The sequence below is a fragment of the Olleya sp. YS genome (genome assembly GCF_029760915.1).
GTDB lineage: Bacteria > Bacteroidota > Bacteroidia > Flavobacteriales > Flavobacteriaceae > Olleya.
In genome coordinates this window covers 1646120-1671054 of sequence record NZ_CP121685.1, presented here as the reverse complement: position 1 = coordinate 1671054, position 24935 = coordinate 1646120, and the positions used below count along the sequence as shown (strand labels likewise).

20 protein-coding genes are annotated in these 24935 nt (G+C 31.6%); 10 read left to right on the top strand and 10 right to left on the bottom strand.

All coding sequences use genetic code 11. The annotated features are described in order from the left end of the window. Positions 1 to 3 precede the first annotated feature (3 nt). From Ollyesu_RS07580 to xrtF, 3 genes are all read right to left on the bottom strand, one after another. Positions 4 to 3885, bottom strand: coding sequence for a LamG-like jellyroll fold domain-containing protein (locus Ollyesu_RS07580; protein ID WP_279300632.1), 3882 nt, complete (start codon positions 3883 to 3885; stop codon positions 4 to 6). A 200-nt stretch (positions 3886 to 4085) separates the two neighbouring features. After that, on the bottom strand, positions 4086 to 4514 hold the full coding sequence (locus tag Ollyesu_RS07575) for an exosortase F system-associated protein (RefSeq protein ID WP_279300631.1): 429 nt from the start codon (positions 4512 to 4514) through the stop codon (positions 4086 to 4088). Then, entirely contained in the window at positions 4507 to 5058 is a 552-nt protein-coding gene (gene xrtF, locus Ollyesu_RS07570; RefSeq protein WP_279300630.1) for an exosortase family protein XrtF, read from the bottom strand. Before xrtF ends, Ollyesu_RS07575 begins: the two co-directional genes overlap by 8 nt. A 77-nt stretch (positions 5059 to 5135) precedes the next feature. On the opposite strand from xrtF, the gene Ollyesu_RS07565 reads away from it, so the two are divergent. Next, the gene (locus Ollyesu_RS07565) at positions 5136 to 5588 is read left to right on the top strand and encodes a GAF domain-containing protein (protein ID WP_279300629.1); all 453 of its coding nucleotides are present in this window, start codon (positions 5136 to 5138) and stop codon (positions 5586 to 5588) included. A gap of 99 nt (positions 5589 to 5687) precedes the next feature. Beyond that, complete coding sequence (purH, locus tag Ollyesu_RS07560; RefSeq protein ID WP_279300628.1) at positions 5688 to 7217, top strand: bifunctional phosphoribosylaminoimidazolecarboxamide formyltransferase/IMP cyclohydrolase; 1530 nt, start codon at positions 5688 to 5690, stop codon at positions 7215 to 7217. A 77-nt stretch (positions 7218 to 7294) separates the two neighbouring features. Here the strand turns inward: purH and Ollyesu_RS07555 are convergent, their stop codons facing one another. Next, the gene (locus Ollyesu_RS07555) at positions 7295 to 8014 is read right to left on the bottom strand and encodes an SIMPL domain-containing protein (protein WP_279300627.1); all 720 of its coding nucleotides are present in this window, start codon (positions 8012 to 8014) and stop codon (positions 7295 to 7297) included. A gap of 285 nt (positions 8015 to 8299) precedes the next feature. Between Ollyesu_RS07555 and Ollyesu_RS07550 the strand changes: the two genes are divergently transcribed. Genes Ollyesu_RS07550 through rodA form a run of 5 tightly spaced genes read left to right on the top strand, consistent with a single transcriptional unit; the run spans position 8300 to position 13818 of the window. Next, positions 8300 to 9328: a rod shape-determining protein gene (locus tag Ollyesu_RS07550; RefSeq protein WP_028283484.1), complete on the top strand. Its 1029-nt coding sequence runs from the start codon at positions 8300 to 8302 to the stop codon at positions 9326 to 9328. Positions 9329 to 9341: 13 nt separating this feature from the next. After that, positions 9342 to 10157, top strand: a complete 816-nt coding sequence (gene mreC, locus Ollyesu_RS07545) for a rod shape-determining protein MreC (protein WP_279300626.1) — start codon at positions 9342 to 9344, stop codon at positions 10155 to 10157. Next, positions 10150 to 10656 carry a rod shape-determining protein MreD gene (locus tag Ollyesu_RS07540; protein ID WP_279300625.1) on the top strand — a complete coding sequence of 169 codons (507 nt, stop codon included), beginning with the start codon at positions 10150 to 10152 and terminating at the stop codon, positions 10654 to 10656. Before mreC ends, Ollyesu_RS07540 begins: the two co-directional genes overlap by 8 nt. Continuing rightward, positions 10653 to 12557, top strand: a complete 1905-nt coding sequence (gene mrdA / locus Ollyesu_RS07535) for a penicillin-binding protein 2 (RefSeq protein ID WP_279300624.1) — start codon at positions 10653 to 10655, stop codon at positions 12555 to 12557. The genes Ollyesu_RS07540 and mrdA overlap by 4 nt, the downstream gene beginning before the upstream one ends. Continuing rightward, positions 12544 to 13818, top strand: a complete 1275-nt coding sequence (gene rodA / locus Ollyesu_RS07530) for a rod shape-determining protein RodA (RefSeq protein ID WP_279300623.1) — start codon at positions 12544 to 12546, stop codon at positions 13816 to 13818. Before mrdA ends, rodA begins: the two co-directional genes overlap by 14 nt. A 58-nt stretch (positions 13819 to 13876) precedes the next feature. Here the strand turns inward: rodA and Ollyesu_RS07525 are convergent, their stop codons facing one another. Both Ollyesu_RS07525 and Ollyesu_RS07520 read right to left on the bottom strand, forming a co-directional pair. Continuing rightward, positions 13877 to 16600, bottom strand: a complete 2724-nt coding sequence (locus Ollyesu_RS07525) for a TonB-dependent receptor (RefSeq protein ID WP_279300622.1) — start codon at positions 16598 to 16600, stop codon at positions 13877 to 13879. Between the two features lie 35 nt (positions 16601 to 16635). Continuing rightward, positions 16636 to 17541 carry a GLPGLI family protein gene (locus Ollyesu_RS07520; protein WP_279300621.1) on the bottom strand — a complete coding sequence of 302 codons (906 nt, stop codon included), beginning with the start codon at positions 17539 to 17541 and terminating at the stop codon, positions 16636 to 16638. Positions 17542 to 17700: 159 nt separating this feature from the next. Here Ollyesu_RS07520 and Ollyesu_RS07515 point away from each other — a divergent pair, with 159 nt between their 5' ends. After that, positions 17701 to 18480 carry a hypothetical protein gene (locus tag Ollyesu_RS07515; protein WP_279300620.1) on the top strand — a complete coding sequence of 260 codons (780 nt, stop codon included), beginning with the start codon at positions 17701 to 17703 and terminating at the stop codon, positions 18478 to 18480. Positions 18481 to 18482: 2 nt separating this feature from the next. Next, positions 18483 to 19097 carry a deoxynucleoside kinase gene (locus tag Ollyesu_RS07510; RefSeq protein WP_111659824.1) on the top strand — a complete coding sequence of 205 codons (615 nt, stop codon included), beginning with the start codon at positions 18483 to 18485 and terminating at the stop codon, positions 19095 to 19097. Between the two features lie 34 nt (positions 19098 to 19131). Here the strand turns inward: Ollyesu_RS07510 and Ollyesu_RS07505 are convergent, their stop codons facing one another. The 4 genes from Ollyesu_RS07505 to Ollyesu_RS07490 all read right to left on the bottom strand — a co-directional run bounded on the left by Ollyesu_RS07505 (position 19132) and on the right by Ollyesu_RS07490 (position 24335). Further along, positions 19132 to 20136 carry a phosphatase domain-containing protein gene (locus Ollyesu_RS07505; protein ID WP_279300619.1) on the bottom strand — a complete coding sequence of 335 codons (1005 nt, stop codon included), beginning with the start codon at positions 20134 to 20136 and terminating at the stop codon, positions 19132 to 19134. Between the two features lie 68 nt (positions 20137 to 20204). Beyond that, complete coding sequence (locus Ollyesu_RS07500; protein ID WP_279300618.1) at positions 20205 to 22625, bottom strand: sodium-translocating pyrophosphatase; 2421 nt, start codon at positions 22623 to 22625, stop codon at positions 20205 to 20207. A 112-nt stretch (positions 22626 to 22737) separates the two neighbouring features. After that, the gene (locus Ollyesu_RS07495) at positions 22738 to 23265 is read right to left on the bottom strand and encodes an inorganic diphosphatase (RefSeq protein WP_279300617.1); all 528 of its coding nucleotides are present in this window, start codon (positions 23263 to 23265) and stop codon (positions 22738 to 22740) included. A 158-nt stretch (positions 23266 to 23423) separates the two neighbouring features. Continuing rightward, positions 23424 to 24335 carry a dihydrofolate reductase gene (locus tag Ollyesu_RS07490; RefSeq protein ID WP_279300616.1) on the bottom strand — a complete coding sequence of 304 codons (912 nt, stop codon included), beginning with the start codon at positions 24333 to 24335 and terminating at the stop codon, positions 23424 to 23426. A gap of 264 nt (positions 24336 to 24599) precedes the next feature. On the opposite strand from Ollyesu_RS07490, the gene Ollyesu_RS07485 reads away from it, so the two are divergent. Then, the gene (locus Ollyesu_RS07485) at positions 24600 to 24896 is read left to right on the top strand and encodes an isoamylase early set domain-containing protein (protein ID WP_279300615.1); all 297 of its coding nucleotides are present in this window, start codon (positions 24600 to 24602) and stop codon (positions 24894 to 24896) included. The last annotated feature ends 39 nt before the right edge of the window (positions 24897 to 24935 follow it).

The window sequence follows — 24935 nt, the reverse complement described above, 5'->3', positions numbered from 1 at the left end:
AATTTAATTCACAGTAACTTTTTTAGATAATAGCCTACCATCTTTTAAAGTTACATCCACTATATAAACTCCTGTACTTAAAGTATTAAGACTAATTCCAGAGTTTACTTTACTATTACTAATATTTGATAAACGCATAACATTTTGCCCTAACATATTAGCCATATTTAAAACACGTATATCTTGATCTAAACCTTTGATATATAATTGATTGCTGTTGTTTGTAAAAATTGAAATATTTTTTACAGCTACAAATTCTTCATTTGATAAAGACTCACCTGATTCAAAAACTATTTTAAATCTACCAGCATCTTCTCCTGCTGTAGCACTAAAATTATAATCACCAGTTCTTAAATCGTGATATATCCCTAACATACTATCGTATAGATAAATATCTTGTAAAGAATCAATATTTTCAATTTCTGTCATTTTTATAGTATAGGTAAGTATTCCATCACTCTTTAATACTAAATCTACTTCTTTATCTGATTGAATTGGAGAATAAGCTTGTATCGCATACTTCTCATTGTTTAGAGTAGATAATAAATCGTTAGTAAATACTTCAGTAGCTTTAGCGTCGTAACCATAATCAAATTCTTCGTCAGAAGTATTATTACCAAATACCAATAGTAATTCTCTATTTAAATTGTTAGACGTAGAAAACTCTATTCTTATTTTCTGTAATTCGTTATTATTATAGTCAGATTCATTTGATGAAGTTCCGGTTCTCATAAAAACAGAATTTCCAGATGCTTCTGTTCTGAAAGCTCTTTGATCATTCTCAAATTTGATATTACCATTACCTACAATTTCCGTCATAAATCCTTGGGCAACAGGAATATATCTTTCAGGAGTTTTTACTCCATCTTGAGATCCGTTATTTGCACCATTTAAACCAACAAATTGATAAGCTCTTACTCCTCCTGAAAGGTTTAAAGTAGCGTAACCACCTTGGTACTGATTCAATATATGACTGTCTCCAGCCCACTGTTCCCATAGGTAAACAGCACCATTAATAAGGCTTGAATTATCTAAGATAAATTCGTAGACGTCTAATGCAGATGGATAAGGGTTTCCTAATAAATATTCAGTTTTAGAAACTCCACCAACAGATCCAGCACCACCAGCATCATTGACGCTAACTAAAATTTCACCATTATTAGGTTTTCCTTCAAATATATATTGAAAATCTGTGGATCCAACTCCAGTTCCTTTTTGGGTGTAACCGACTCCAGCTTCTATTGCTGAATTTTGATCTAACGCAGACCAATTATAATAAGACACTCCATTTTTATAAGTATATAACCAATATGTACTTATGGTAGCAGGTGTTGTTGCTGCTGGTGTATAACCAGATGTAAACTGAATGTTTCCGTTAGCTTCTTTTAGCATATCTAATGAAAAGCTTGTATTATTAGAAGCTGTACTTTGAACTCCAACTGGCGAACTCCAATAATTATATCTGTATACATTATTTAATCCCTCTTGACGTCTCAATATTTTTCCTGAACTAGTTACTTCTAATTCGCTATGTTCTGTTTGGATTAATTGAGATTCTTCTTGTAAATCTAAAGTACCGTCAATTTCTAAATACCAAGTATTAAAAATACCGTTACTACCGTTTACCGTTAATGTTCTATTAGTATCAATTAACAATCCTAAATTGGTATGAGAATTAGTTGTTGTTATATTATTATTAATTTTAACAATAGACCAATCGTTGTTTGGCAAGTCTTCTATATCCCAAACATTACCATGTAACCAAGTACTTTCACTTGTCCACGCTCCGCTTGAAGACGTTTGATAAGGTAAAGGAGCGGTTTGATCTTGAATAGTTGTTATGTTTTTTAATTTAGCATCTCTACCATACGAAGAATAATCTGATGTTATTCCATTCATAACGTAAGACATTGGATAATACCCAATCAAACTATTCCAATCAATTTTTACATTGGTATTAATATCAACAATATCTTTATCAACAATAGTAGAACCTGCTACTCTATTAGAATGTTCTTTAATTTCTTGATAAACCATTCTTTGTAACTGATCTTCAGTTAATTCCTCATCAAAAACTCTAACCTCATCTATTGATCCAAAAAAGTAATTATTATTATTCCTTTCAAATCTTCCAATAGTAAAATCTGGATTTGTAAATGTAGGATCAATAGATGTTGTACCCAAAGGTACTGTTCTTTGAGAATCTAATTCACCATCTATATAAAGCTTAAGTGTACCTGAAACGCCAGAATATGTCATAGTTACTTGATGCCATTCATTTTTAGGCATAGTATAATTAGATGATAATTGATAAGACGTTCCATTTAAACTTCCTATAAAGTATCCATGTACTTTATCGGAACTATCTACCCATATTCTAAACATATTTTGACCAGCAACATCGCCAGATGTGCTAAAGCTATTATCCAATTTAATCCAAGCACTTAAGGTTAACTCTTGTAAGCCTCCTAGTTCTAAATTCTCAACAATTAAATAATCATTTATTCCGTCAAAATCAATAGTATTTGATCCTGTAATTTGGGTGTTACTATCTCTGTAATCTAAATCTCCTCCAGAAGATGCATCGTTATCCATATCTCCAAAAGAGTTAACTAAATCTGTTATATTACCTGTTGTTACCTCATCATTAACATCATAAATAGAGTTGTCTGCATCAAAATTATCATCAAGACCATCACCATCTGTATCACTTCCACTAACGCTAGACGAAACGTGACCATTTTCATCTATATCCAAAACACCGTCGTTATCTGTATCTGTATCTAAATAATCAGGTAAATCTGTTCCATCTGTATTAACTGGTGTAAATCCTGCACCATAATTAGTATACATACCAATATTACCACCTGTAGTCCTTACGCTTCCACTTGGTGCTTTATAACCAGAGGTAGTTTGTGCCTCTACATTATCTGGTATACCATCATCATCTACATCAATATCTAATTGTGGTTCACACAAAAAACTATATGCCAAACTATCTAGACCGTGTGGATCATGCGTAGAAGAATTTAAACCACCTGACACTACAATGTGTCTAATAGATACTTGACTTACAGGATCACTAGTAACAAAACCAATAGTATTTTCTATGTTTTGACCTGCTAATACTGCGCCTCTAAAAGTACCATTTGCATCATATAAATTAATGTTACCCGTAGCATCATCACCTATGTAAGCATTGCTAAAATAAGCAATAAGATTCCCATCAGCATAAACCTCATAGTTCATAACTGCTGGATCAGTATTCGTGTCATAGATATCTACAAAATCAAAACTAAAAGACGCTACTGGTTCAGTAAAATTAACATTTACTGTGTAATAATCTCCTGTTTGATTACCTACTTCTGGGTAAACATATAAACCGTTTGAAGGACCACTTCCTGATGTAAATCCACCAGAAGTTGTTGTTCTAAACTGATGAATCTCATAAGATCTATATAAATAGTTGTGTTCAAAATCTAATGTCCCGTCTACAAAAGTCCCTAAAGTTGTTGTAGCAGTACCTGGTGTTGTTTGTGTAAAAGTATAATCTAAAGCACCATCGAGTACGGTTAACGGTTGACCTCTGTCATATACTTCTTTCTGAAACCCAGATTCTTGATATCCTAATCCATTGGTATTATTTCCAATGGTAAATACTTTATATTGATTTAGCTCCCAAGATATTTTATCAGACTGTGCAGTTGCTGCACCTGAAATTGCTGGACACTCAACAGTATCCCTTATACCATCGTTATCATCGTCGACATCTAGTCGATCTACGATTCCGTCATTATCAAAATCTGATTCTTGTGCTTGTGTTGTGTAAGACAAACATAACATAGCACTTAAAAGTGCACTGAAAAATAGCGTATTTTTCTTCATAGGTTAAGATTTAGGTCTGAGGGATAAATTAGCTTCTCTGGGCAAAAGAAGAAAATTATAAAACGAAAGTAGTTTGTATTAGTAGGAGTAAACAATAAAATCGACTAAATGCATATATTATAGTTAAAATACAATATAAAGTAAATTTATTCGATAAAATACACAAAACTGGTTATCAAATAGTTACGTATTAAAAACCATTAATTTATTAGTCTATTGTAATAAAAAGCCGGTAGCAGCAACAATAATAGTAGTGGTTGTATTAAAAAGCGTCTAATATTAAAAAATAAATAATAGTTTTCTTGTTTTGGATCTAAAACAAAATACAAGTAAAATACTATTAGAATTATAAATGAAATGATATAAACTAACATTGCAAACTTAACCACACTTTTGTCTTTAAAAAAAAGATATAAAATTAAAAGTGATAGAGTAGTATTTATTAAAAACCTTAAGCTTGTAAAGACTACTAATTTAAAAACTTCTTGCCTTGGAGAGTCTATATATAAATAGTCATTTTGAAAAAATAACAAATAGGGATCATAAAACAATTCGTTTTCAAACCATCTTACTAAAGCCAGTAAAATAAATAGAAAAGCAATCCAAATATATTTATAATACTTACTCATTTTTTTGATTCAGTTTTGAAAAACGATTTACCCAAAACATCCATAACAAAAATACCATTCCGTAGATAATTCCTGGAAAAATTACGGTATGCAATTCTTCTTTTCGCCATGGATAATGAAACAATCCAATGGATAAAATGACAATTCTAAGTAAATTAACAACATAGATTAGAACACTTCCTGATAAAATATAAAAGAAAGTGGTTTTAAAACGTCCAGAAAATGCTATAATAAACGATATAAATAAAATAATAATGCTGGTTCCATTACAACCTTCTATGACTCGTGCTAAATATTTGCCTCTAACAATTAATTTCATGGAAGGCTCATCTGGATGTGGTAAAACTTTAGTATTGTATCCTACATTTTCTAGTAAGTCTTTAGATTGATTTGCGACTAAATTAGTGATATAATCTGGATGATATGTTCCGTCTTTAGACGCATCTAAATAAAAATTATAAGCTAAAGATAATACGCCATATACTAACAGAAACGTAAGTATAAACTTTATAACTGGTTTGTATGTAACAATTAAATCTTTCAATAAATAAACGCTATTTTATGTTTTTTAAAGGTTGAAATTACGCCTTTTTAAATACTTTTACCAAAATTTTTACAGAAATGACTTTTGACACTTTAAAACCTCAAATAGAAACCATAGTTTCTAATACTTCTTCCACAGATGACAAATTATTACAGATTTGTAAATTACTAGAAGCTAATATAGATCACTATAACTGGGTAGGTTTTTATTTTAAAAATGGAGATAAAAACGAATTAAAACTGGGACCATATGTTGGAGAACCTACAGACCATACCATTATCCCGTTTGGAAAAGGCATTTGTGGTCAAGTAGCTGTAAGTAATCAAAATTTTGTGGTACCAGATGTTGCAGCACAGGATAATTATATTGCTTGTAGTATTACTGTAAAAGCAGAAATAGTTATTCCTATTTTTGTAAATGGTGAAAATATAGGACAAATAGACATCGACTCTAACACTCCAGATCCTTTTACAGAAGCAGATGAACGCTTTTTAGAATTTGTTTGTGCTAAAGTTGCTAAACTACTTTAGATGTTAATAACTAGTTGTTTTAGTTGAAAAGACAAAGTCAGTTTTTAACTAAAACAATTTCATTTTATTTAAATTTGCTTGCTTATTAACACAACTATAATGAGCAACAAAACAATTAAATCTGCATTAATCTCAGTATTTAGCAAAGACGGTTTAGAGCCTATTGTTAAAGAGTTAAACAAACAAGGGGTAACCATTTATTCTACAGGTGGCACTGAAACTTTTATAAAAAATTTAGGTATAAACGTTGTTCCTGTAGAGGATGTAACGTCTTACCCTTCAATCTTAGGTGGACGTGTCAAAACATTACACCCTAAGGTGTTTGGTGGTATTTTAAACCGTCAAAATCATGATGGTGATATTAAAGAAATGAAAGACTTTGATATCCCTCAAATAGATGTTGTTATAGTAGATTTATATCCGTTTGAAAAAACAGTAGCTTCTGGAGCTTCCAACCAAGACATTATTGAAAAAATTGATATTGGTGGTATTTCTTTAATTCGTGCTGCTGCTAAAAATTATGCAGATGTTATTTGTGTGTCTTCTGTTAATGATTATGCTGAATTTTTAGAGCTAATTACAGATAAAAAAGGAAACTTATCTGAAGACGACAGAAAACGTTTTGCTGCCAAAGCATTTAATGTGTCATCACATTACGACTCGGCAATCTTTAATTATTTTAACGCCAATCATGAGATTGCGTCATTAAAACTATCTGAAACAAAAGGACAAGTGTTACGCTATGGAGAGAATCCGCATCAACGAGGATTTTTCTTTGGAGATTTTGACGAGATGTTTACTAAATTGCATGGTAAAGCTTTAAGTTACAATAACCTTCTGGATGTTGATGCAGCAGTTAATTTAATTGCAGAATTTAAAGACGAAAAACCAACCTTTGCCATTTTAAAACATAATAATGCATGTGGTTTTGCACAACGCGATACAGTGCATCAAGCTTATACAGATGCGTTAGCTGGTGATCCAGTATCAGCTTTTGGCGGAATTTTAATTAGTAATGTTGAAATTGATGCAGCTTGTGCTACAGATATTCATAATTTATTTTGCGAGGTGGTAATAGCTCCTTCTTTTTCAGCTGAAGCTGAAACCATTTTAAAAGGAAAGAAAAACAGAATACTTTTAGTTTTAAAAGATGCTGCTTTAGCACAAACCACGGTTAGAACATGCTTAAACGGTGTGTTAGTACAAGACAGAGATAATAAAACAGATGCTATAGAAGATTTAACATATGCAACTATCACGAAACCTTCAGCACAAGAATTAGAAGATTTAATTTTTGCTTCAAAAATTTGCAAACACACTAAATCTAATACTATAGTATTGGTTAAAAACAAGCAATTATGTGCAAGTGGTACAGGACAAACTAGTCGTGTAGATGCGTTAAACCAAGCTATACATAAAGCGCAATCCTTTAAATTTGATTTAAAAGGAAGTGTGATGGCAAGTGATGCGTTTTTTCCGTTTCCAGATTGTGTAGAAATTGCAGATAATGCAGGAATCACTAGTGTTATCCAACCTGGAGGCTCTATAAAAGATCAATTAAGTATTGATTATTGTAACGACAACAATATCTCAATGGTTATGACAGGGACACGACATTTTAAGCATTAAATAAATCCCTTTGAAAAAAAGGATCTACTAAATATTTACAAAAAAGCTTCAGTGTAATATCTGAAGTTTTTTTTATTTTATTTTAATTCAAATCTAACGCTAACTGCACTTTCTATTTTAATTTTTTCAAAATCAATGCTAATAGGTTGATATGCTCTACTCCCATAAATTGAACTAGTTCCTCTAATTACAATTCCAGAAGCATTTCCACTTAAAGCACTTGTTACTAAGGAGTTTGAATCAGAGAGACGCACCGCTTTTCCTATTTTTTGCCCTAAAGGTTCAACCATAATGTTTGCCTGTTTTTTTGCTTTAATAACTGCTAACTTTTTAAGCTCAATTTTTAAATCTTCTGTTTTGGAATATTCAGTTTTTGTAAGAAATACATTTGAAACACCTATTAATTCTAACTCCATAATAACTTTTCCAGCAGTTATAGCATCATATATTAAAAGTGAATATACTTTTTCTTTTAGCACATCCTTTTTCTTTAAAAAATACTTTTTAAAGTTTGATGAAGCGTCCGATAAAAAAAGTTGCTTTTCAATATCGATATTAATAGATTTTAGTGTCTCTTCCATTTTTTGTTCTAATACTTCAACAGACTCTTTTCCTCTTGTGTCTTTTTCTCTAACAATAATTGATAAATAAATCCTATCAGGAACTACTAAAGAATCTTTGACAGCAGTAGTTTCTAGATAAGCTGTGTCATTTTTTTCAGATTGAGAATAGCTATCAGATTGAGAATAGCTACTTAATGTAGCAAAAGCAAATAAAATAAGTGTAAAGTGTTTCATTGTTTTAAGGTTTAATTTTTTTTTTTAGTTTACTCAAACTTATTGATAGATATTGGTAGTAAAAATCTTAATTGAGTGAACTAAACTTTTTAATGAGTAAACAACAAAATACAATTAGCCTAGCTCAATTTCCGCGAAAGCAAAAACATCTAAAATTCAATTTTTAACGTATCTATTATTTATGTGAGGATAATTAAATTTATAAGGCATTAAATCCTTATATTACCATACTTTTATTACTTTTACAACATCTTTTTAATAACGCCTTATAATTACTAATAACACATGGGATTTTTTGATTTCCTGACAGAAGAAATCGCAATAGATTTAGGTACTGCCAACACATTAATAATACATAACGACAAAGTGGTTGTCGATGCACCATCCATAGTTGCTCGCGACCGTATTAGCGGAAAAATAATTGCAGTTGGACAAGAAGCCAATATGATGCAAGGTAAAACCCACGAAAACATCAAAACCATTAGACCGTTAAAAGATGGTGTAATTGCGGATTTTGATGCGTCTGAGCAGATGATAAGTCTGTTCATCAAAAATATTCCAGCGTTAAAAAAGAAATTATTCACACCTGCTTTACGCATGGTAATTTGTATTCCTTCTGGGATTACAGAAGTAGAAATGCGAGCTGTAAAAGAAAGTGCAGAACGTGTTAATGGTAAAGAAGTTTACCTAATCCATGAGCCTATGGCTGCTGCAATTGGTATTGGTGTAGATATTATGCAACCTAAAGGAAATATGATTGTAGATATAGGTGGTGGTACCACTGAAATAGCAGTTATTGCATTAGGTGGAATTGTATGTGACAAGTCTGTAAAAATTGCAGGTGACGTCTTTACAAACGATATTATTTATTATATGCGTACACAACACAACTTATACGTTGGAGAGCGTACTGCAGAAAAAATTAAAATACAAATTGGTGCTGCTACCGAAGATTTAGACCTTCCACCAGAAGACATGAGTGTACAAGGTAGAGATTTATTAACAGGTAAGCCAAAGCAGGTTCAAATTAGCTACAGAGAAATTGCTAAAGCACTGGATAAATCTATTTTACGTATTGAAGATGCTGTTATGGAAACCTTATCGCAAACGCCTCCGGAATTAGCAGCAGATATATACAACACAGGAATTTATCTTGCTGGTGGTGGATCTATGTTACGTGGTTTAGACAAACGTTTATCACAAAAAACAGACTTACCTGTTTATATTGCAGAAGATCCATTACGTGCTGTAGTAAGAGGTACAGGAATTACACTTAAAAATATTCCAAAATACAAAAGCGTATTGATAAAGTAGTAATAACAACTAAATGCAACAGATTGTAAATTTTATACTTAGAAACAAAACATTTTTGTTTTTCTTGTTGTTGTTATTAGTATCTGTAAGCTTAACCATTCAATCTCACTCCTACCATAAAAGTAAATTTATTAATTCTGCTAACTCAATTACTGGAGGTATTTATGGTTTGAGTCATTCTGTAAGTAGTTATTTTAATTTAAAAGAAGAAAATAAAAAACTACAAGAAGAAAACACTAGATTAAGAGCTTTAATACACAATAAAGTAGATCCCACAACTAGTTATATTGACACAACTACTTTTGATGTACAATATAAATTTATACCTGCTAACGTTATAAAAAATAGCTATTCACTTCAAAATAATTATTTAACCATTAACAAAGGAGAAAATGATAGCATTAGAGCAGATCTAGGAGTAATTTCATCAAAAGGAGTTATTGGTATTATCGATAATACCAATAGTAAATATGCTACAGTTATTTCCGTTTTAAATACGACCAATAAAATTAGTGCGCAATTAAAAAAGACAAATCAATTTGGAACATTAAGTTGGAATGGACAATCACCTAAATATGTCCAATTAACAGATATTCAAAAAAATGCTCAACTTAAAAAAGGAGATACCATTATAACTTCTGGACGTTCAGCCATTTTTCCTAAAGGAATTTTAGTTGGACAAGTTGAAAATTTCAAACTAGACATTACTAAAAATTATTTTGAAATAGAAGTCAAACTATTTAATGATATGACTAATTTAGAACATGTAAGTGTTATTGAAAACATGGATAAACCACTAATTGATGCTTTGTTAAATACTAATGAATAGTCTGCTATCCATACATACTATTAGGTTTGTTTTACTTATTTTACTTCAGGTATTATTGTTTAGCAAGATTAATTTTTTAGGCTACATCAACCCATACATTTACTTGTTGTTTATAGTGTTATACCCTGTAAAAAACAACCGTATTCTATTTTTATTTCTAAGCTTTTTATTAGGTTTAATAATTGATGTATTTATGGATTCTGGCGGAATAAACGCTACTGCTGCTTTAATTACTGCATTTGTCAGACCAGCTGTGTTAAAATTTAGTTTTGGTGCTGTTTACGAGCATCAAGCACTTAAGTTTAATAATATAGATTTTGGTCAAAAACTAACCTACATCTCTATTTTAACTTTTATCCATCATTTTATTTATTTTCTGTTTGAAATTTTTAACATTTCAAAGATACTTTTTGTGTTACAAAACACGTTGTTTTCAGGTATATTCACAATAATACTCTGTATATTAATAACAACTATTTTTAGTACAAAATCTAAATGAGAAAACTATTACTTCTTTTATTGGTGGTAAGTGTAGGAATTGTTTTTACAGGACGATTACTATACCTTCAAATTTACAAAGGAGCTTCAACTAATCTTTACGAAGATAATGCCATAAGAAAAGTCTTTGATTATCCTAAACGTGGTTTTGTTTATGACAGAAATGGTAAGTTGTTGGTGTCTAATCAACCATCGTATGATGTCATGATTATTCCAAGAGAAGTTGAACCATTAGATACCATAGAGTTTTGTAACCTTTTAAAAATTGACAAGACAACCTTCTTAAAAAAATACGAGAAAGCTTATACCTACTCTCCTAGATTACCTTATGTATTTGTGTCTCACTTATCCAAAGAAGACTATGCAGTATTACAAGAAAAAATGCGTAAATATAAAGGGTTTTATATTCAGAAACGTAATTTAAGAAAGTACGAAACCACTATTGGTGCTAATGTTTTAGGAGATATAGGTGAAGTTAATGATAGAAATATAAAAAACGATAACTACTATTTATCTGGTGACCTCATTGGAAAACAAGGTGTAGAAGCTTCCTATGAAAAAACCTTGCGTGGACAAAAAGGGATAAAGTTTATCCAAAAAGATATACACAATAGAGATTTAGGACCTTATAAAGATGGTAAGTTTGATACTTTACCAGAAGCAGGAAAAGACATTAAAATTACTATCGACGCTACTTTACAGGCATATGGCGAATTATTGATGACCAACAAACGTGGCGGAATCATTGCTTTAGACCCAAAAACAGGCGAAATTCTTGCATTAGTCTCTGGTCCAAGTTACGATCCTAATATTTTGGTTGGAAGAGATCGCTCTAAAAATTTTACCAAATTATATAACGACTCTATTGCTAATCCGACTTTTGACAGAAGCTTGCAAGCACAATACGCACCTGGATCACCTTTTAAAGTCATTAATGCATTAATTGGCCTTCAAGAAGACGTTGTTAATACAACCGAGCAATTTTCTTGTAAACTAGGCTATTATTATAATGGCAGAAAGCTTCATGGCTGTCACAGTCATAAAAGTCCAGTAAACATGAATGTTGGAATTTACGAATCCTGTAATGCTTACTTCGTGAATGTCTACAGACGTATAATCGAAAAATACCCTACTGCAACACAAGGTATGGATACGTGGAGTAACCATGCTAAAAGTTTTGGTCTAGGTAATTATTTGGGTTATGACTTAGTGGTTGGAAGAAAAGGACGTATTCCAGACAGTAAGTTTTATGATAAATGGTATGGTAAAAACCGGTGGAGTTCTACATTCATGACCTCAAATGCTATTGGACAAGGTGAAGTTGAAGCTACGCCAATACAACTAGCCAATATGGTTGCTGCAATTGCTAATAGAGGTTATTTTTACACGCCCCATATTATCAAAAACGTTGAAGGAGAAACCATTGACAAAAAATACACTACACCAAGATATACCACAATAGATAGAGAACATTTTGAACCAGTTATACAAGGTATGTTTGACGTTTACAATAAAGGAACTGCTAAAAACTTACAGGTTGAAGGTATTGATATTTGTGGTAAAACAGGGACTGCAGAAAATTTTGCAAAAATAGATGGAGTAAAAACTCAGCTTACAGATCATTCAATATTTGTTGCTTTTGCACCAAAAGACAACCCTAAAATTGCAATAGCAGTATTTGTAGAAAATGGCTATTGGGGAAGTCGATTTGCTGGTAGAATGGCAAGTTTAATGATTGAAAAATATTTAAAAGGAAGCATCAGTAGAACCGATTTAGAAAGTTGGATATTAACCCATAGTTTAGAAAATGAATATGCTAAACCTTACTCTGGTGAACCATTTAAAATAAACGGAGAAACACAACTACAAGTTGTACCTAAACCAACCAATGAGACAAACTGATAGACATTATAAATTTGATTGGTTAACTATTATCCTATTTTTTATTTTAGTTGGATTTGGTTGGTTAAATATTTTATCTGCCACTTATGGTGGAGAAACGATTGAATACTTCAATTTATCAAAATTATACAGCAAGCAGCTAATTTTTATTGGCTTTTCATTGGTATTAATAGTCTTTATTTTATCTATTAACGGAAAATTTTACGAACGGTTTTCAAGTATTATTTATCTAGCCTCACTACTGTTGCTTGCTGGTTTATTTGTATTTGGTAAAAACATTAATGGAGCCACTTCTTGGTATCCAATAGGCTCATTCACGCTTCAACCAGGTGAATTTGCTAAAGTCGCTACTGCATTAGCTGTAGCTAAATATGTTAGCGATTTAAATACAGATATAAAAAAATTTAATGATCAGCTTAAAACACTTGCAATTATAGCACTACCAGCTTTATTAGTATTACTACAACCAGATGCAGGAAGCACATTAGTATATGGAGCCTTTTTCTTCGTATTATATAGAGAGGGTTTACCGCATATATATTTAATAGTTGGTGCATTATTAATTGCATTATCAATTTTTTCTTTAAAATTTGGTATAACAAGTACTTTATTAATTACTACGACTCTTGTTGCACTTTATTATTTTACTAGAAAAAAAAGACCTTCTATTTTACAACCTATTACTGTTTTATTTCTTAGTACAGCTTTGGCATTTGGAGTTCGGTTTTTTTATGAAAATATTTTACCAGAACACCAAAAGGACAGAATTACAGTTTGGTTAAGTTTAGAAAATGATCCAGAGAAATTGGAAAAAATGAAAAAAACAGTTGCCTACAACCTTAACGAATCTGAAAAAGCCATAAGTAGTGGTGGTTTTAAAGGTAAAGGATTTCTGGAAGGCACACGTACTACAGGAAACTTTGTACCAGAGCAAGAAACAGATTATATTTTTAGTACTGTTGGTGAAGAATGGGGTTTTATTGGAAGCTTCTTAACTGTACTTGTTTTTTTGCTTTTAATTATACGAATTCTAATTTTAGCCGAGCGACAAAAGACTCAATTTAGTCGAATGTATGGTTATGCTGTAGGCTCTATTTTGTTTCTTCATTTTATGATAAATATAGGTATGGTTATGGGCTTAATTCCAACCATTGGTATACCTCTACCCTTTTTTAGTTATGGTGGTTCTGGACTTTGGGGATTCACTATTTTGGTCTTCATATTTATAAAATTAGACTCTAATCGTATTAACGAGTGGTAATAAAAAACCCCTTCTAACTTAAATTAAAAGGGATTTAAATTCTATGATGTTGAAGGTTCTATAAATTATATATAAACCTGAATGTTACAAATCTAGGCTGAATAAAATACTCACTAGTACTTACTGAAAAAGCACCATTACTATTTTGTAATCTAGAAGATGTATCTAATAAGTTGGTAGCTTTTAACTCATACTCCCATTTGCTGTCGTTACTTTTTCTGTAAGCTAAATTGGCATTCCACAATCCAAAACTATTACTATTTCCATCAATGGTTTGTCTGCTATACGTATAATCTGTTTTAAAGGTAAAGGCTTTAAATATTAATGCATCAAACTCTACTGCTGGAGCGTTAGTATATATTTTTGTTCTTCTACTTCCTTGATCGCTATTATTAACTCCGTAGGTGTAACGTAATTCAAAATTTGGCGCTTCTCTAAAGTTTGAACGTAATTCTGTCGTGTAACTTTGATTATAGTTTTCGTTTACAGAAATTTGATTATTAATAAACTGATTAAATTTTGAATATCCAAAACTTCCTCTCACACTTGCTTGTAACTTACCAAAACGTCTTTGAAAACGTCCACTAGCATTTAAACTTTCATCCTCAAGACCCGAATTAAAAGGTGTGCTACTTCTAATAACAGAACCTGGTTGAAATACTGAACGATTTCTAATATTATCTATATTTTTTGAGTAATTGATAAAAGCAAAAACATTGGTATAATTAAACATATTGAAACTAAAATAACTTAGATTAACGTTATGCGATAACGAATTTTCCAAAATTGGATTTCCAATAAACGTAGAGTTATAATTATTTAAAACTAGTCCTCTAGCAAACTGGTTTACATCTGTAAATTGGGTTTGCATTCTGTAAGATAAGTTTAAATTCTCTGTTCCCTTTAATTGCACACGTACATTTAGATCTGGTAATACTCTAAAAAAGTTATCTGTAGTTTTTGTACCAAATTGGTTATTTACTACACTGTACGCATGACCTGATAATCCTGGGCTAATAGTAAATTTACCGGTTTTAAAACGGTAATGCAAACCTAAATACAAATCGCTAAACGTATACTTTATATCATTAACATCAGATACACCAGGTATTACGGTATTAGTATCCAGTTCTGACCCATCATCTAGCACCTGAAATATATTAGAGTCAAATTGCTGATTACTATAAATAGTACCTAACGTAAAATTAATATCGCTCTTTTTATTTAAAATATTCCAATAATCAAGCTTAGCATCTAATTGATTTGTTTTTACACGTTTTTCTTGGTTAACATTGTAATTAACTTGTGTACCATCTAATCCTAACCCTTGAGCTGTGTCATCAAACGGATCTGTAGATGCAGTAGGATCGTTTTCTAAAATAGCATTATAAAAAGGATCTTCATCTTGTAGTAAATGCTGAACAGATAACGCAAAAATATTATCCTCATCTAAAGTATAATAATAATTTAGGCTTTGATTTATCTTGTAAGGATTGGCATCTTCAAATTGATTGATAGGCCCAATAACGTTTGAGAATGTACCATTTAACTGCTCATCTTTAGAGACGCGCCCAAGGATGTCATAATCCATTTGATTATTAGGATTTGGCTTATATTTTGTGCTAAATTTAAATAATCCTAAATCACTTTTTTGCTTGGTATTGCTTTGTGTGTTTTCGTCAGGAATACCTAAAGTTTGATCTGTATAAAATACAGAACTATTTTCTTGCAACTCTATTCTGCTACTTGCAAATATGGCAAAACCACTTACATCTAATGTGGTTTTTGGTGAGTAGCTAAAATTTGCGGCTCCAAACTTAGTATTAATATCCTTTGCTTGATTATTTTGAAGTTGTCTAAATCCTAAATCGTTGCTACCTAAGCTTATATTAGTACCACTTTGTTGGCTAGGCATTTGGAAACCACCAGAAAAATTAAAAATATCTCGACGAGACAAAGCCAACTCTCCAATATTATTTAAATCACCAATAAAATTGATACTTTTTTTAGGGCTATAATAAAATAATTTGGGTTGTGCTAAATATAATTCTCCATTACTAGAACTTCCTGCACCAGCAGTAACAGTACCAAACCAAAAGTTTTTCTTTCCTTCTTTTAACTTGATATTAATAGCTATATTATCCTGATTATTGGTTACACCACTAAGCTGCCCAACTTCAGAATAGTTTTTTAAAACCTGCACTTTATCAATAGCATTTGCAGGTATATTTTTGGTTGCTAATTTTGTGTCTCCATCAAAAAACTCTTTACCATCAACCATAACTTTTCCTACTCTTTTACCTTCAACTTCTACTTCACCTTCATCATTTACCTCAACTCCAGGTAGTTTTTCTAGTACATCACCAAGTTTTCGTTCTGTTCCGTTTTTAAAGGAGTCTGCATTATAAGTAATTGTATCTCCACTAATGGTAACAGGCATTTCGTAAGTTATTTCTACTTCGTCTAGACTATTATCATAAGACATAACATAGTCTTTATTAATGCTAGCTTCTTTAGTTTCTACTGTTTCAGAGATTTGTTTCATCCCTATATAACTTACCTGAATTGTGTAAGTAGAATTAACCTCTAAATCTAATTTGTAGCGACCTTTATCATTAGTAATAGCATAGGCTTCTAATGTTTTGGTTGCTTGGTTAATAGCTACAATATTAGCTAGCTCTAAGCCCACTCCTGTACTATCTTTTACAACGCCTTCAAATTTTACTTGACTAAATGAAGTGCCCACTACTAACAAAAGCAGTAATAAAAATAAATGTTTCATGAATTTTATGGTTGGTAGTTTTGTATTGGGTTTTGCTAATTACGACGTCCGCCTCCTCTTCGAGATCTAAACATCTCACGCATTTCTTCCATTTTCTTTTTAACGGTTTCTTGGTATTCTTCCATAGAAACCTCTTTACCTTTAGTAGGCTCATCAATGTCATTTTTATCAGAAGGATTCATTACAATTTTGCTACATAAAATGGTTGTTCTACCAGAGTTAACTTCTAAAATTAAACCTGGAAGTCCCCAATATTCTCCTGGACCATTATTAACAGGAATATCCATGGTGTACCAAGCAGTTACTTCAATTTCCTTTGGAATCTCTATCTCTTCAAAAGGATCTTTGGGTGCATCTGTTTTTGTACTATCCTTTTCAACCTCTGTCGTTTCTGTTTCTTCCCCTTCCTTTTTTTCTTTATTTCTATCTCGTCTTCTCATATTTGTCCAATCTGCAGCATCTACTTTTTTGATTGCAGTAGCTTTAAAGCACGTGTATTTTCCTATTTGCTTGGACTCACCTGACATTTTCCATTCTAATGTTGGCAAGCTGTCTTTAATTAAAAATTGCTTTCCAAAGAATTCTTGATCTTGTACTAATCTGTTTTCTTTTACATTTTTATACACAGGTCCAGCAGACATACCACCCATTCTAAAACCACCTGGTCCACCTGGTGCTTCAAGCGCTTCGTCTTCTTTGTATATAGATTCTGTTTTATTAAAATCTAAAATGTATGTTTTTTCAAGCATACTCTTCATACGTTCCATGATCATTTTTTTACGCTCTGGACTCATCTCACGACCACCAAAATTATCCATATCTATGGTTGTTTTGGACATGTAGATAGCTTGACCTTGAAAACCATCTTGCGCTAATGTGTTAGATGCGGTTATGACAACTAATACAATAGCTAGATTTTTTAAAACAGATTTTAATTTCATTATTATTGAATTTTAATTATTTCTTAAGTATTAAATTTAGACTACTAAATTACCTAATAGTTTAGTTTTTAGTTGTTAAATGTTTACTAATTAAAAGATTAGTATACTCAAACCTTAATGTGTTACACATTTGGTTTAGTTTTTGTACATTGTTACACCATGAAATACTTGATTTTCGCCTTATATTTTTTATCGTTTTCACTTGTTGCCCAAGTTGAAATAACGCCAGTTTTGAAACAACAAGACAGCTTAGATGTTGATATTTTTATTGCAAAAAATAATTTTGAAAACACCTACTACATAAAAAATAATGCATTATTAAAAATTAAAGACAATGAAACCCTAAGCTACAGTAATATACAATTAGGACAAATAACATCTGTAAACACCTATAACCCACTAAAAATCAATGTGTTTTACGCTAATTTAAACACTGTTATTATTTTGGATAATCGCTTAGCCGAAATAACAAAACTTGACTTTAACACCTCGCAACCATATAAAAACATATCGCATATTTCCACAGGTTTTGACAATACACTTTGGTTATTTAATCAAGACTTTCAATATCTAGAGTTGTATGATTACAAAACCCGAACCACACGCTATAAGACTATTCCGGTAACATCTAAAGTTTTAGACTTAACAAGTAATTATAATTATTGTTGGTTATTGACAGAAAACTACTTGTATTGCTATAATTATTTTGGTAGTGTCGTGTATAAGTTAAAAAACGAAAATTACACAAGCATCAAATCAGTCAATGAAAATTTAGTGATTCAAAAGGATAATAGTTTAATTTTTTACAATTATAAAACCAAACAATTTTTGCCTATCAATTTACCAAATATGTTAATAAGTCAGTTTTTTGTAACCAATCAAATCCTTTATATTTACAATCGTAAAATGCTTTATCAATACCAACTTAAAACAGACTAACTATGCACGTTGCCATAGCAGGAAACATAGGCGCAGGAAAAACAACGCTTACTAAATTACTAGCTAAACACTTTAAATGGGAAGCACAATTAGAAGATGTTGTGGACAACCCTTACTTGGACGATTTTTACAACCAAATGGAGCGTTGGAGTTTTAATCTTCAAGTTTATTTTTTAAATAGTCGTTTTAGACAAGTGGCTCAAATTCGCGAAAGCGGAAAAGATATTATCCAAGATAGAACCATTTATGAGGATGCACATATTTTTGCACCTAACTTACACGCAATGGGATTAATGACTAATCGTGATTTTGAGAATTATAAATCACTATTTGATTTAATGGAAGGATTTGTTGCTGGACCAGATTTATTGATTTACCTACGCAGTTCTATCCCAAACTTGGTGTCGCAAATCCACAAACGTGGTCGTGATTATGAAAACTCTATAAGCATTGACTATCTAAGTAGACTTAACGAGCGTTATGAAGCTTGGATACATGGTTACGATAAAGGAAATTTATTAATTATTGACGTAGATAATATGGATTTTGTATCCAATCCTGAAGACTTAGGAACGATAATTAATAAGATTGATGCTGAAATAAACGGATTGTTTTAATTAAATTTTAGAGTGACTTTACGTCTAGGTTATATTATTTAATTAAACCATTTTCCTTAGCATGAATAATGGCATCTTTACTAGTATTAACTAATAAAACTGGTGTGTGTTTATAAGCTTTTAGTAAGCCATTAACACGATTTATTTTCTTTTTGTCATCGACACTTCTTAAATAAACTGCTTTAATTCGGTTTGGAAAGGTGTTTACAATTTCTAGATAGATATCAGGATCATGTTCACCACTATCTCCAATTAAAACAAAGGGTAAATGTGGATAGGTTTTTAAGATATTTTCAATTTCTAATTGCTTTTGAGGTTTAGTGTCTGCAGTTTTCTTTTTAAACATATTTCTAAAACTACGCAATAAAATAGGTCCTTTAGGAAAGTTATTAGTTCTTAGAAAAAACTCCAAATAACGATATAAATTCCATGGGCTATGACTAACATAAAAAATAGGATTGGCTTTATTACCTGTAGGTCCTTTGTGCAGTAAATGATAAAATTCTGCTGCACCTTCTAGTGGAATTCTATTTTGTGCATGCTTAAAAACGGTATTATATAAGACACGCCATTTTAAAACAGAAACTACTCCTGTATGTAAAATAGTATCGTCAATATCACTCATGACACCAAAGTCACAATCTTGTTTAGGTATTAGTAATTCGGCTGGAAACCTATTTTGATTTTGTATGGTTCTTTTTAAAGTTGCCTCATCGTAAGAGACTTCAAAATTTAACCAACCTTCATCATTTATTAAGCTATCTAAATCACTAACGGTTTCGTCTACTTTATAATAGCCATCTTTATCGGTTTTCGTGTAAAACACACGATTATTAGGTAAGGTTATCTTGAGTTTAGTATGCTTAATTTCGTCGGTTTCAAACCGCTTCCATGTATTTAAAATAAGGTTAAGTAAACTTTTTTGATCTAGGTCTATGGTTTCGTCTTCCAACGCACGACCACGATGGTAAAAATGACTTGACGTACCATAACTTAAAAACGAAATTATTTGTAAAGGATCTTTCTTAAACCAACTCATGCTTTCAAATATAAAAAAACCTGCTAATCAAATTAGCAGGTTTTTAAAATATAATTTAAATAAAAGAATTATCCTTTGTTGATATCAACTTTCTTAATCACTTTTACGTCAACATCATTAGCAGCTTTGTTTTCTGCCTCAAAAGCTTTTAACTTAGCTTCTACTTCAGCTTCTGTTCCTTTAAAAGTCTCTTCTTTAGTCACTTCTTCTCCGTTAACAACCATAGTATATGTTACAGTTGCTTCTGACACGTCATTTTTTACTATTATTTCTTTTTCAATAGAAACTTCTTCTGTATTTGCTACACCAGTTTCAGCATGACCACCTAAAATAGGCGCAATTACTAAACCTATCAAACAAGTTAGCTTAATTAAGATGTTCATTGAAGGACCAGATGTATCTTTAAAAGGATCACCAACAGTATCACCAGTTACAGCTGCCTTGTGAGCATCAGAACCTTTATAGGTCATCTCGCCATTAATTTCTACACCAGCTTCAAAAGATTTCTTAGCGTTATCCCAAGCACCACCAGCATTATTCTGGAAGATTGCCCATAATACACCAGAAACTGTAACACCAGCCATATAACCACCTAACATTTCTGCTATAGCAACATGACTCATACCAAATAACATTGGTACAAATGCAATAGCTAATGGAAAACCTATTGTTAATAAACCTGGCAACATCATTTCTTTTAAAGACGCTTGTGTAGAAATTGCAACACACTTATCGTATTCTGGTTTTCCAGTACCTTCCATTATTCCTGGAATGTCTCTAAACTGTCGACGTACTTCTTCTACCATTTCCATAGCAGCTTTACCAACAGCATTCATTGCTAAAGCAGAAAATACTACTGGTACCATACCACCAACAAATAGCATTGCTAATACTGGTGCTTTAAAGATGTTAATTCCATCAATTCCTGTAAAGGTTACATAAGCAGCAAAAAGCGCTAATGATGTTAATGCAGCAGACGCGATTGCGAATCCTTTACCAGTTGCTGCAGTTGTATTACCAACAGAGTCTAATATATCTGTACGCTCTCTTACAATTGGTTCTTGCTCACTCATTTCTGCAATTCCACCTGCATTATCAGAGATAGGTCCAAATGCATCAATTGCTAATTGCATAGCTGTAGTTGCCATCATTGCTGAAGCTGCTAATGCCACACCATAAAATCCTGCTAAAGCATAAGATCCCCAAATGGCTCCAGCAAATAATAATACTGAAGGGAACGTAGATATCATTCCTGTTGCTAAACCTGCAATAATATTGGTTCCTGCACCTGTACTTGATTGTTGTACAATATTTAAAATTGGCTTTTTACCTAAACCTGTATAATACTCAGTAACTGAAGAAATAACAGCACCTACAAATAATCCAACTAAAGTGGCATAGAATACTCGCATTGAAGAAATTTCAACTGTTCCTTCACCGAAAAACTTCATTTGCATAGTTTCTGGTAACATCCATGTTACTAATCCAAAACAGGCAGCAGCAACTAAAGCGATAGATGTCCAGTTACCAATATTTAAAGCTCCCATTACTTGAGCTTCTTTAGCATCATTATTTTTAATTTTAACTAACATGGTACCAATAACAGAAATTATAATTCCTGCACCAGCAATAGCCATAGGTAATAAAATTGGTCCAATACCACCAAAAGCATCAGCAATATTTCCACCCATATCTTTAATAACGTAGTTACCAAGAACCATTGCAGCTAATACTGTTGCCACGTAAGATCCAAATAAATCGGCTCCCATACCTGCTACATCACCAACATTATCTCCTACGTTATCTGCTATTGTTGCTGGATTACGTGGATCGTCTTCTGGTATTCCAGCTTCTACTTTACCTACTAAATCGGCTCCAACATCTGCAGCTTTAGTGTAGATTCCTCCACCAACACGTGCAAATAATGCAATAGACTCTGCTCCTAAAGAGAAACCTGCAAGTGTCTCTAAAACTAAGGTCATATCATCTGTGTTAGTCCATCCATCTGGCATAAATACAAATTTGTAAAATATAATAAAGAAAGCGGTTAAACCTAACACAGCTAAACCAGCAACACCAAGCCCCATTACTGTACCTCCACCAAAAGATATCTTAAGCGCTTTAGGTAAGCTAGTACGAGCAGCTTGTGTTGTTCTTACATTTGTTTTTGTTGCTATTTTCATTCCAATATTTCCTGCAAAAGCAGAAAAAATTGCACCACATATAAAAGCAATAACAATTAAGTAACTTGTTGTAGGCACAAAGTAAGCAACCACAGCAAGTAATAAACTTACAATCACCACAAAAATTGATAGCAATCTATATTCGGCATTCAAAAAAGCTAATGCACCCTCGTAGATGTGATCTGAAATTTCTTTCATCTTTCCATCTCCTGCATCTTGCTTCATTACCCAAGATTGTTTAATAACCATGTAAATTAAGCCTAAAACTGCCATAGCAATTGGCATATAAATCATCATTGATTCCATATAAGTGTTTTTGATTAGTTTTTTAACGTCTGCAAAAGTAACAAAATAGACCTTAATAAAAAACCCTTATAATTTATATATAAGGGTTTTTTAATTGTTTTATTACGAATTACTAAATTTTGAAGTCTCCAGCTTGTTTATGTTTGCTATTTTCATAACGGTCAATACATTTATTTAAAATATCATAAGCTTCTTCTGCATTTCCCCATCCTCCAACATCAACTTTCTTTTTTTCTAAATCTTTATAGACTTGAAAAAAGTGAGTAATCTCTTTAATTCTGTGCGGATTTAAGTCTTGAATATCGTTATACGTATTCCAAATAGGGTCTGTCACAGGTACGCAAATTAATTTTTCGTCTGGACCTTTCTCGTCAGCCATATGAAACACTCCAATAGGCTTTACTTCCATAACACACATTGGGAAGGTTGGTTCTGTTCCCATAACTAATACATCTAATGGGTCGCCATCTAACGCTAAAGTTTCTGGAATAAACCCATAGTCTCCTGGATACATCATGGACGAAAACAACATACGGTCAAAACGGATTTTATTTAATTCAAAATCATATTCGTACTTATTTCTACTGCCTTTTGGTATTTCTATTAATACGTCAAATGTTATTTTTCCTGCTGGACTCATACTGTTGTTAATTAGTTATTTCCGTCAAGCGGAAACTAGATATAAATGTTATTTTTCGGGCTGCAAAAGTACGAGATTATTTAGGTTTAGGCAAAAGAAAATAGATAGAAGTTTTTTATGAAAATTGATTTAAATAAAATGATACTTTCTAAATCAAATTATTTTCTCTCAAACGTTAAAAATGAAAACTCATACTCATGATTGTCATCTTTTTTATGAAACACATTAGAAGTTTCTTTCCAAATAGTTCTGTCTATTTCAGGAAAGAAGGTATCTGCATCAAAGTTAGCATGTACACGTGTTAATTCTATTTTTGATGCATAAGGCATCGATAACTTATAGATTTCTCCTCCACCAATAATAAACGGTTGCGAGTCTTTTTTAGCAATAGAAATGGCGTCTTCTAAACTATTTACCACAATAACACCTTCTGGTGCTTTATAATTGGCTTGTCTAGAGATAACAATATGTGTACGATTAGGTAATGGTTTAGGAAAACTTTCAAAAGTTTTACGACCCATAATAATGTGATGACCTGAAGTTAAAGCTTTAAAACGTTTTAAATCGTCACTTAAATGCCAAATTAAATTGTTGTTTTTACCAATCTCATTGTTTTCACCTGCTGCTACAATGATGGTTAGATTGTTTACTATTTTACTTGTCTTTTTTTGAAAAACTTCACTTTCTGCAATATGTAAATCTTCCTTTTCTAATTGGTTTTTAAGTTTCTCTATACGCACTTGTTGCTTATTAACTAACTTAGCTAATTCTTTTTCTTCCCAATCTTTACCCATAAACTTAGTGGTAACAAATACAGTAAACGCATGATATAAAAAGAAAAATAACCAACCCAAAATGGCAAAGACAAACCAATTAATCCCAAAAAATGTAGTGTCTTTACCAATTCCTAAAACGGTATTAGCTATTATTATAAATACTGCACCAATTAAAAAGATAACAAAATGTGCATACAAACGCTTTTTTTGCTTAATTCTGCGTTGTGCATTTTTAATTAATTCTAATTGCTCTTTATCTATTTGAGGACTGTCTTTTTTCTTTATTCCAAACATAAGTTGTCTTTATAATGTAAAGTTAGTGTTTTTATAAGAATTTGATTTTAATTATTTTAAACGAAAACGATTTAGTTTGATTTTCAGATAGTTATACTAAATTTTAACATTATTAATTCTTATGATTTTATCCAATTAAATTAATAAAAACTTTGTTTTTGACCATTGATTTTATGAATCTCGTAAAAGTTTAAAATTAATTATTTTTTATTTTGAAGAGTGAAAAAATCTTATCTAATTTTGAAGTATTAAAATACTAATATTATGGCAATTAAGAAACAATTTTTAAAAAGTAAACCAGTTTGCAAAGTAACCTTTACTGTACCTGCAGAAGATGCAAAAAAAGTAACTGTAGCTGGAAATTGGAATAACTGGAATACAAAAGCAGAACCTTTAAAAAAATTAAAAAATGGTACTTTTAAAGGTACTGTAGATCTTGAGGCTGGTAAAGCTTACGAGTTTAAATATGTAGTTGATGGCGAATGGCAAAACGAAGCACAAGCAGATGCTTATGCTTGGAACGACTATGCTGCAACAGACAATAGCGTAATTAATTTGTAATACATCCTAATTTAAAAGTCAAAAGGAGCATAACTGTTA

Excerpts from the sequence above, each read along its gene's own strand:
- Ollyesu_RS07510 (WP_111659824.1), top strand. The coding sequence starts at position 18,483 with ATGCACGTTGCCATAGCAGGAAACATAGGCGCAGGAAAAACAACGCTT.
- Ollyesu_RS07540 (WP_279300625.1), top strand. The coding sequence starts at position 10,150 with ATGAATAGTCTGCTATCCATACATACTATTAGGTTTGTTTTACTTATT.
- Ollyesu_RS07485 (WP_279300615.1), top strand. The coding sequence starts at position 24,600 with ATGGCAATTAAGAAACAATTTTTAAAAAGTAAACCAGTTTGCAAAGTA.
- Ollyesu_RS07555 (WP_279300627.1), bottom strand. The coding sequence starts at position 8,014 with ATGAAACACTTTACACTTATTTTATTTGCTTTTGCTACATTAAGTAGC.
- mreC (WP_279300626.1), top strand. The coding sequence starts at position 9,342 with ATGCAACAGATTGTAAATTTTATACTTAGAAACAAAACATTTTTGTTT.
- Ollyesu_RS07525 (WP_279300622.1), bottom strand. The coding sequence starts at position 16,600 with ATGAAACATTTATTTTTATTACTGCTTTTGTTAGTAGTGGGCACTTCA.
- purH (WP_279300628.1), top strand. The coding sequence starts at position 5,688 with ATGAGCAACAAAACAATTAAATCTGCATTAATCTCAGTATTTAGCAAA.
- Ollyesu_RS07515 (WP_279300620.1), top strand. The coding sequence starts at position 17,701 with ATGAAATACTTGATTTTCGCCTTATATTTTTTATCGTTTTCACTTGTT.
- Ollyesu_RS07520 (WP_279300621.1), bottom strand. The coding sequence starts at position 17,541 with ATGAAATTAAAATCTGTTTTAAAAAATCTAGCTATTGTATTAGTTGTC.
- Ollyesu_RS07575 (WP_279300631.1), bottom strand. The coding sequence starts at position 4,514 with ATGAGTAAGTATTATAAATATATTTGGATTGCTTTTCTATTTATTTTA.
- Ollyesu_RS07580 (WP_279300632.1), bottom strand. The coding sequence starts at position 3,885 with ATGAAGAAAAATACGCTATTTTTCAGTGCACTTTTAAGTGCTATGTTA.
- Ollyesu_RS07565 (WP_279300629.1), top strand. The coding sequence starts at position 5,136 with ATGACTTTTGACACTTTAAAACCTCAAATAGAAACCATAGTTTCTAAT.
- Ollyesu_RS07505 (WP_279300619.1), bottom strand. The coding sequence starts at position 20,136 with ATGAGTTGGTTTAAGAAAGATCCTTTACAAATAATTTCGTTTTTAAGT.
- mrdA (WP_279300624.1), top strand. The coding sequence starts at position 10,653 with ATGAGAAAACTATTACTTCTTTTATTGGTGGTAAGTGTAGGAATTGTT.
- Ollyesu_RS07550 (WP_028283484.1), top strand. The coding sequence starts at position 8,300 with ATGGGATTTTTTGATTTCCTGACAGAAGAAATCGCAATAGATTTAGGT.
- Ollyesu_RS07490 (WP_279300616.1), bottom strand. The coding sequence starts at position 24,335 with ATGTTTGGAATAAAGAAAAAAGACAGTCCTCAAATAGATAAAGAGCAA.
- Ollyesu_RS07495 (WP_279300617.1), bottom strand. The coding sequence starts at position 23,265 with ATGAGTCCAGCAGGAAAAATAACATTTGACGTATTAATAGAAATACCA.
- rodA (WP_279300623.1), top strand. The coding sequence starts at position 12,544 with ATGAGACAAACTGATAGACATTATAAATTTGATTGGTTAACTATTATC.
- Ollyesu_RS07500 (WP_279300618.1), bottom strand. The coding sequence starts at position 22,625 with ATGGAATCAATGATGATTTATATGCCAATTGCTATGGCAGTTTTAGGC.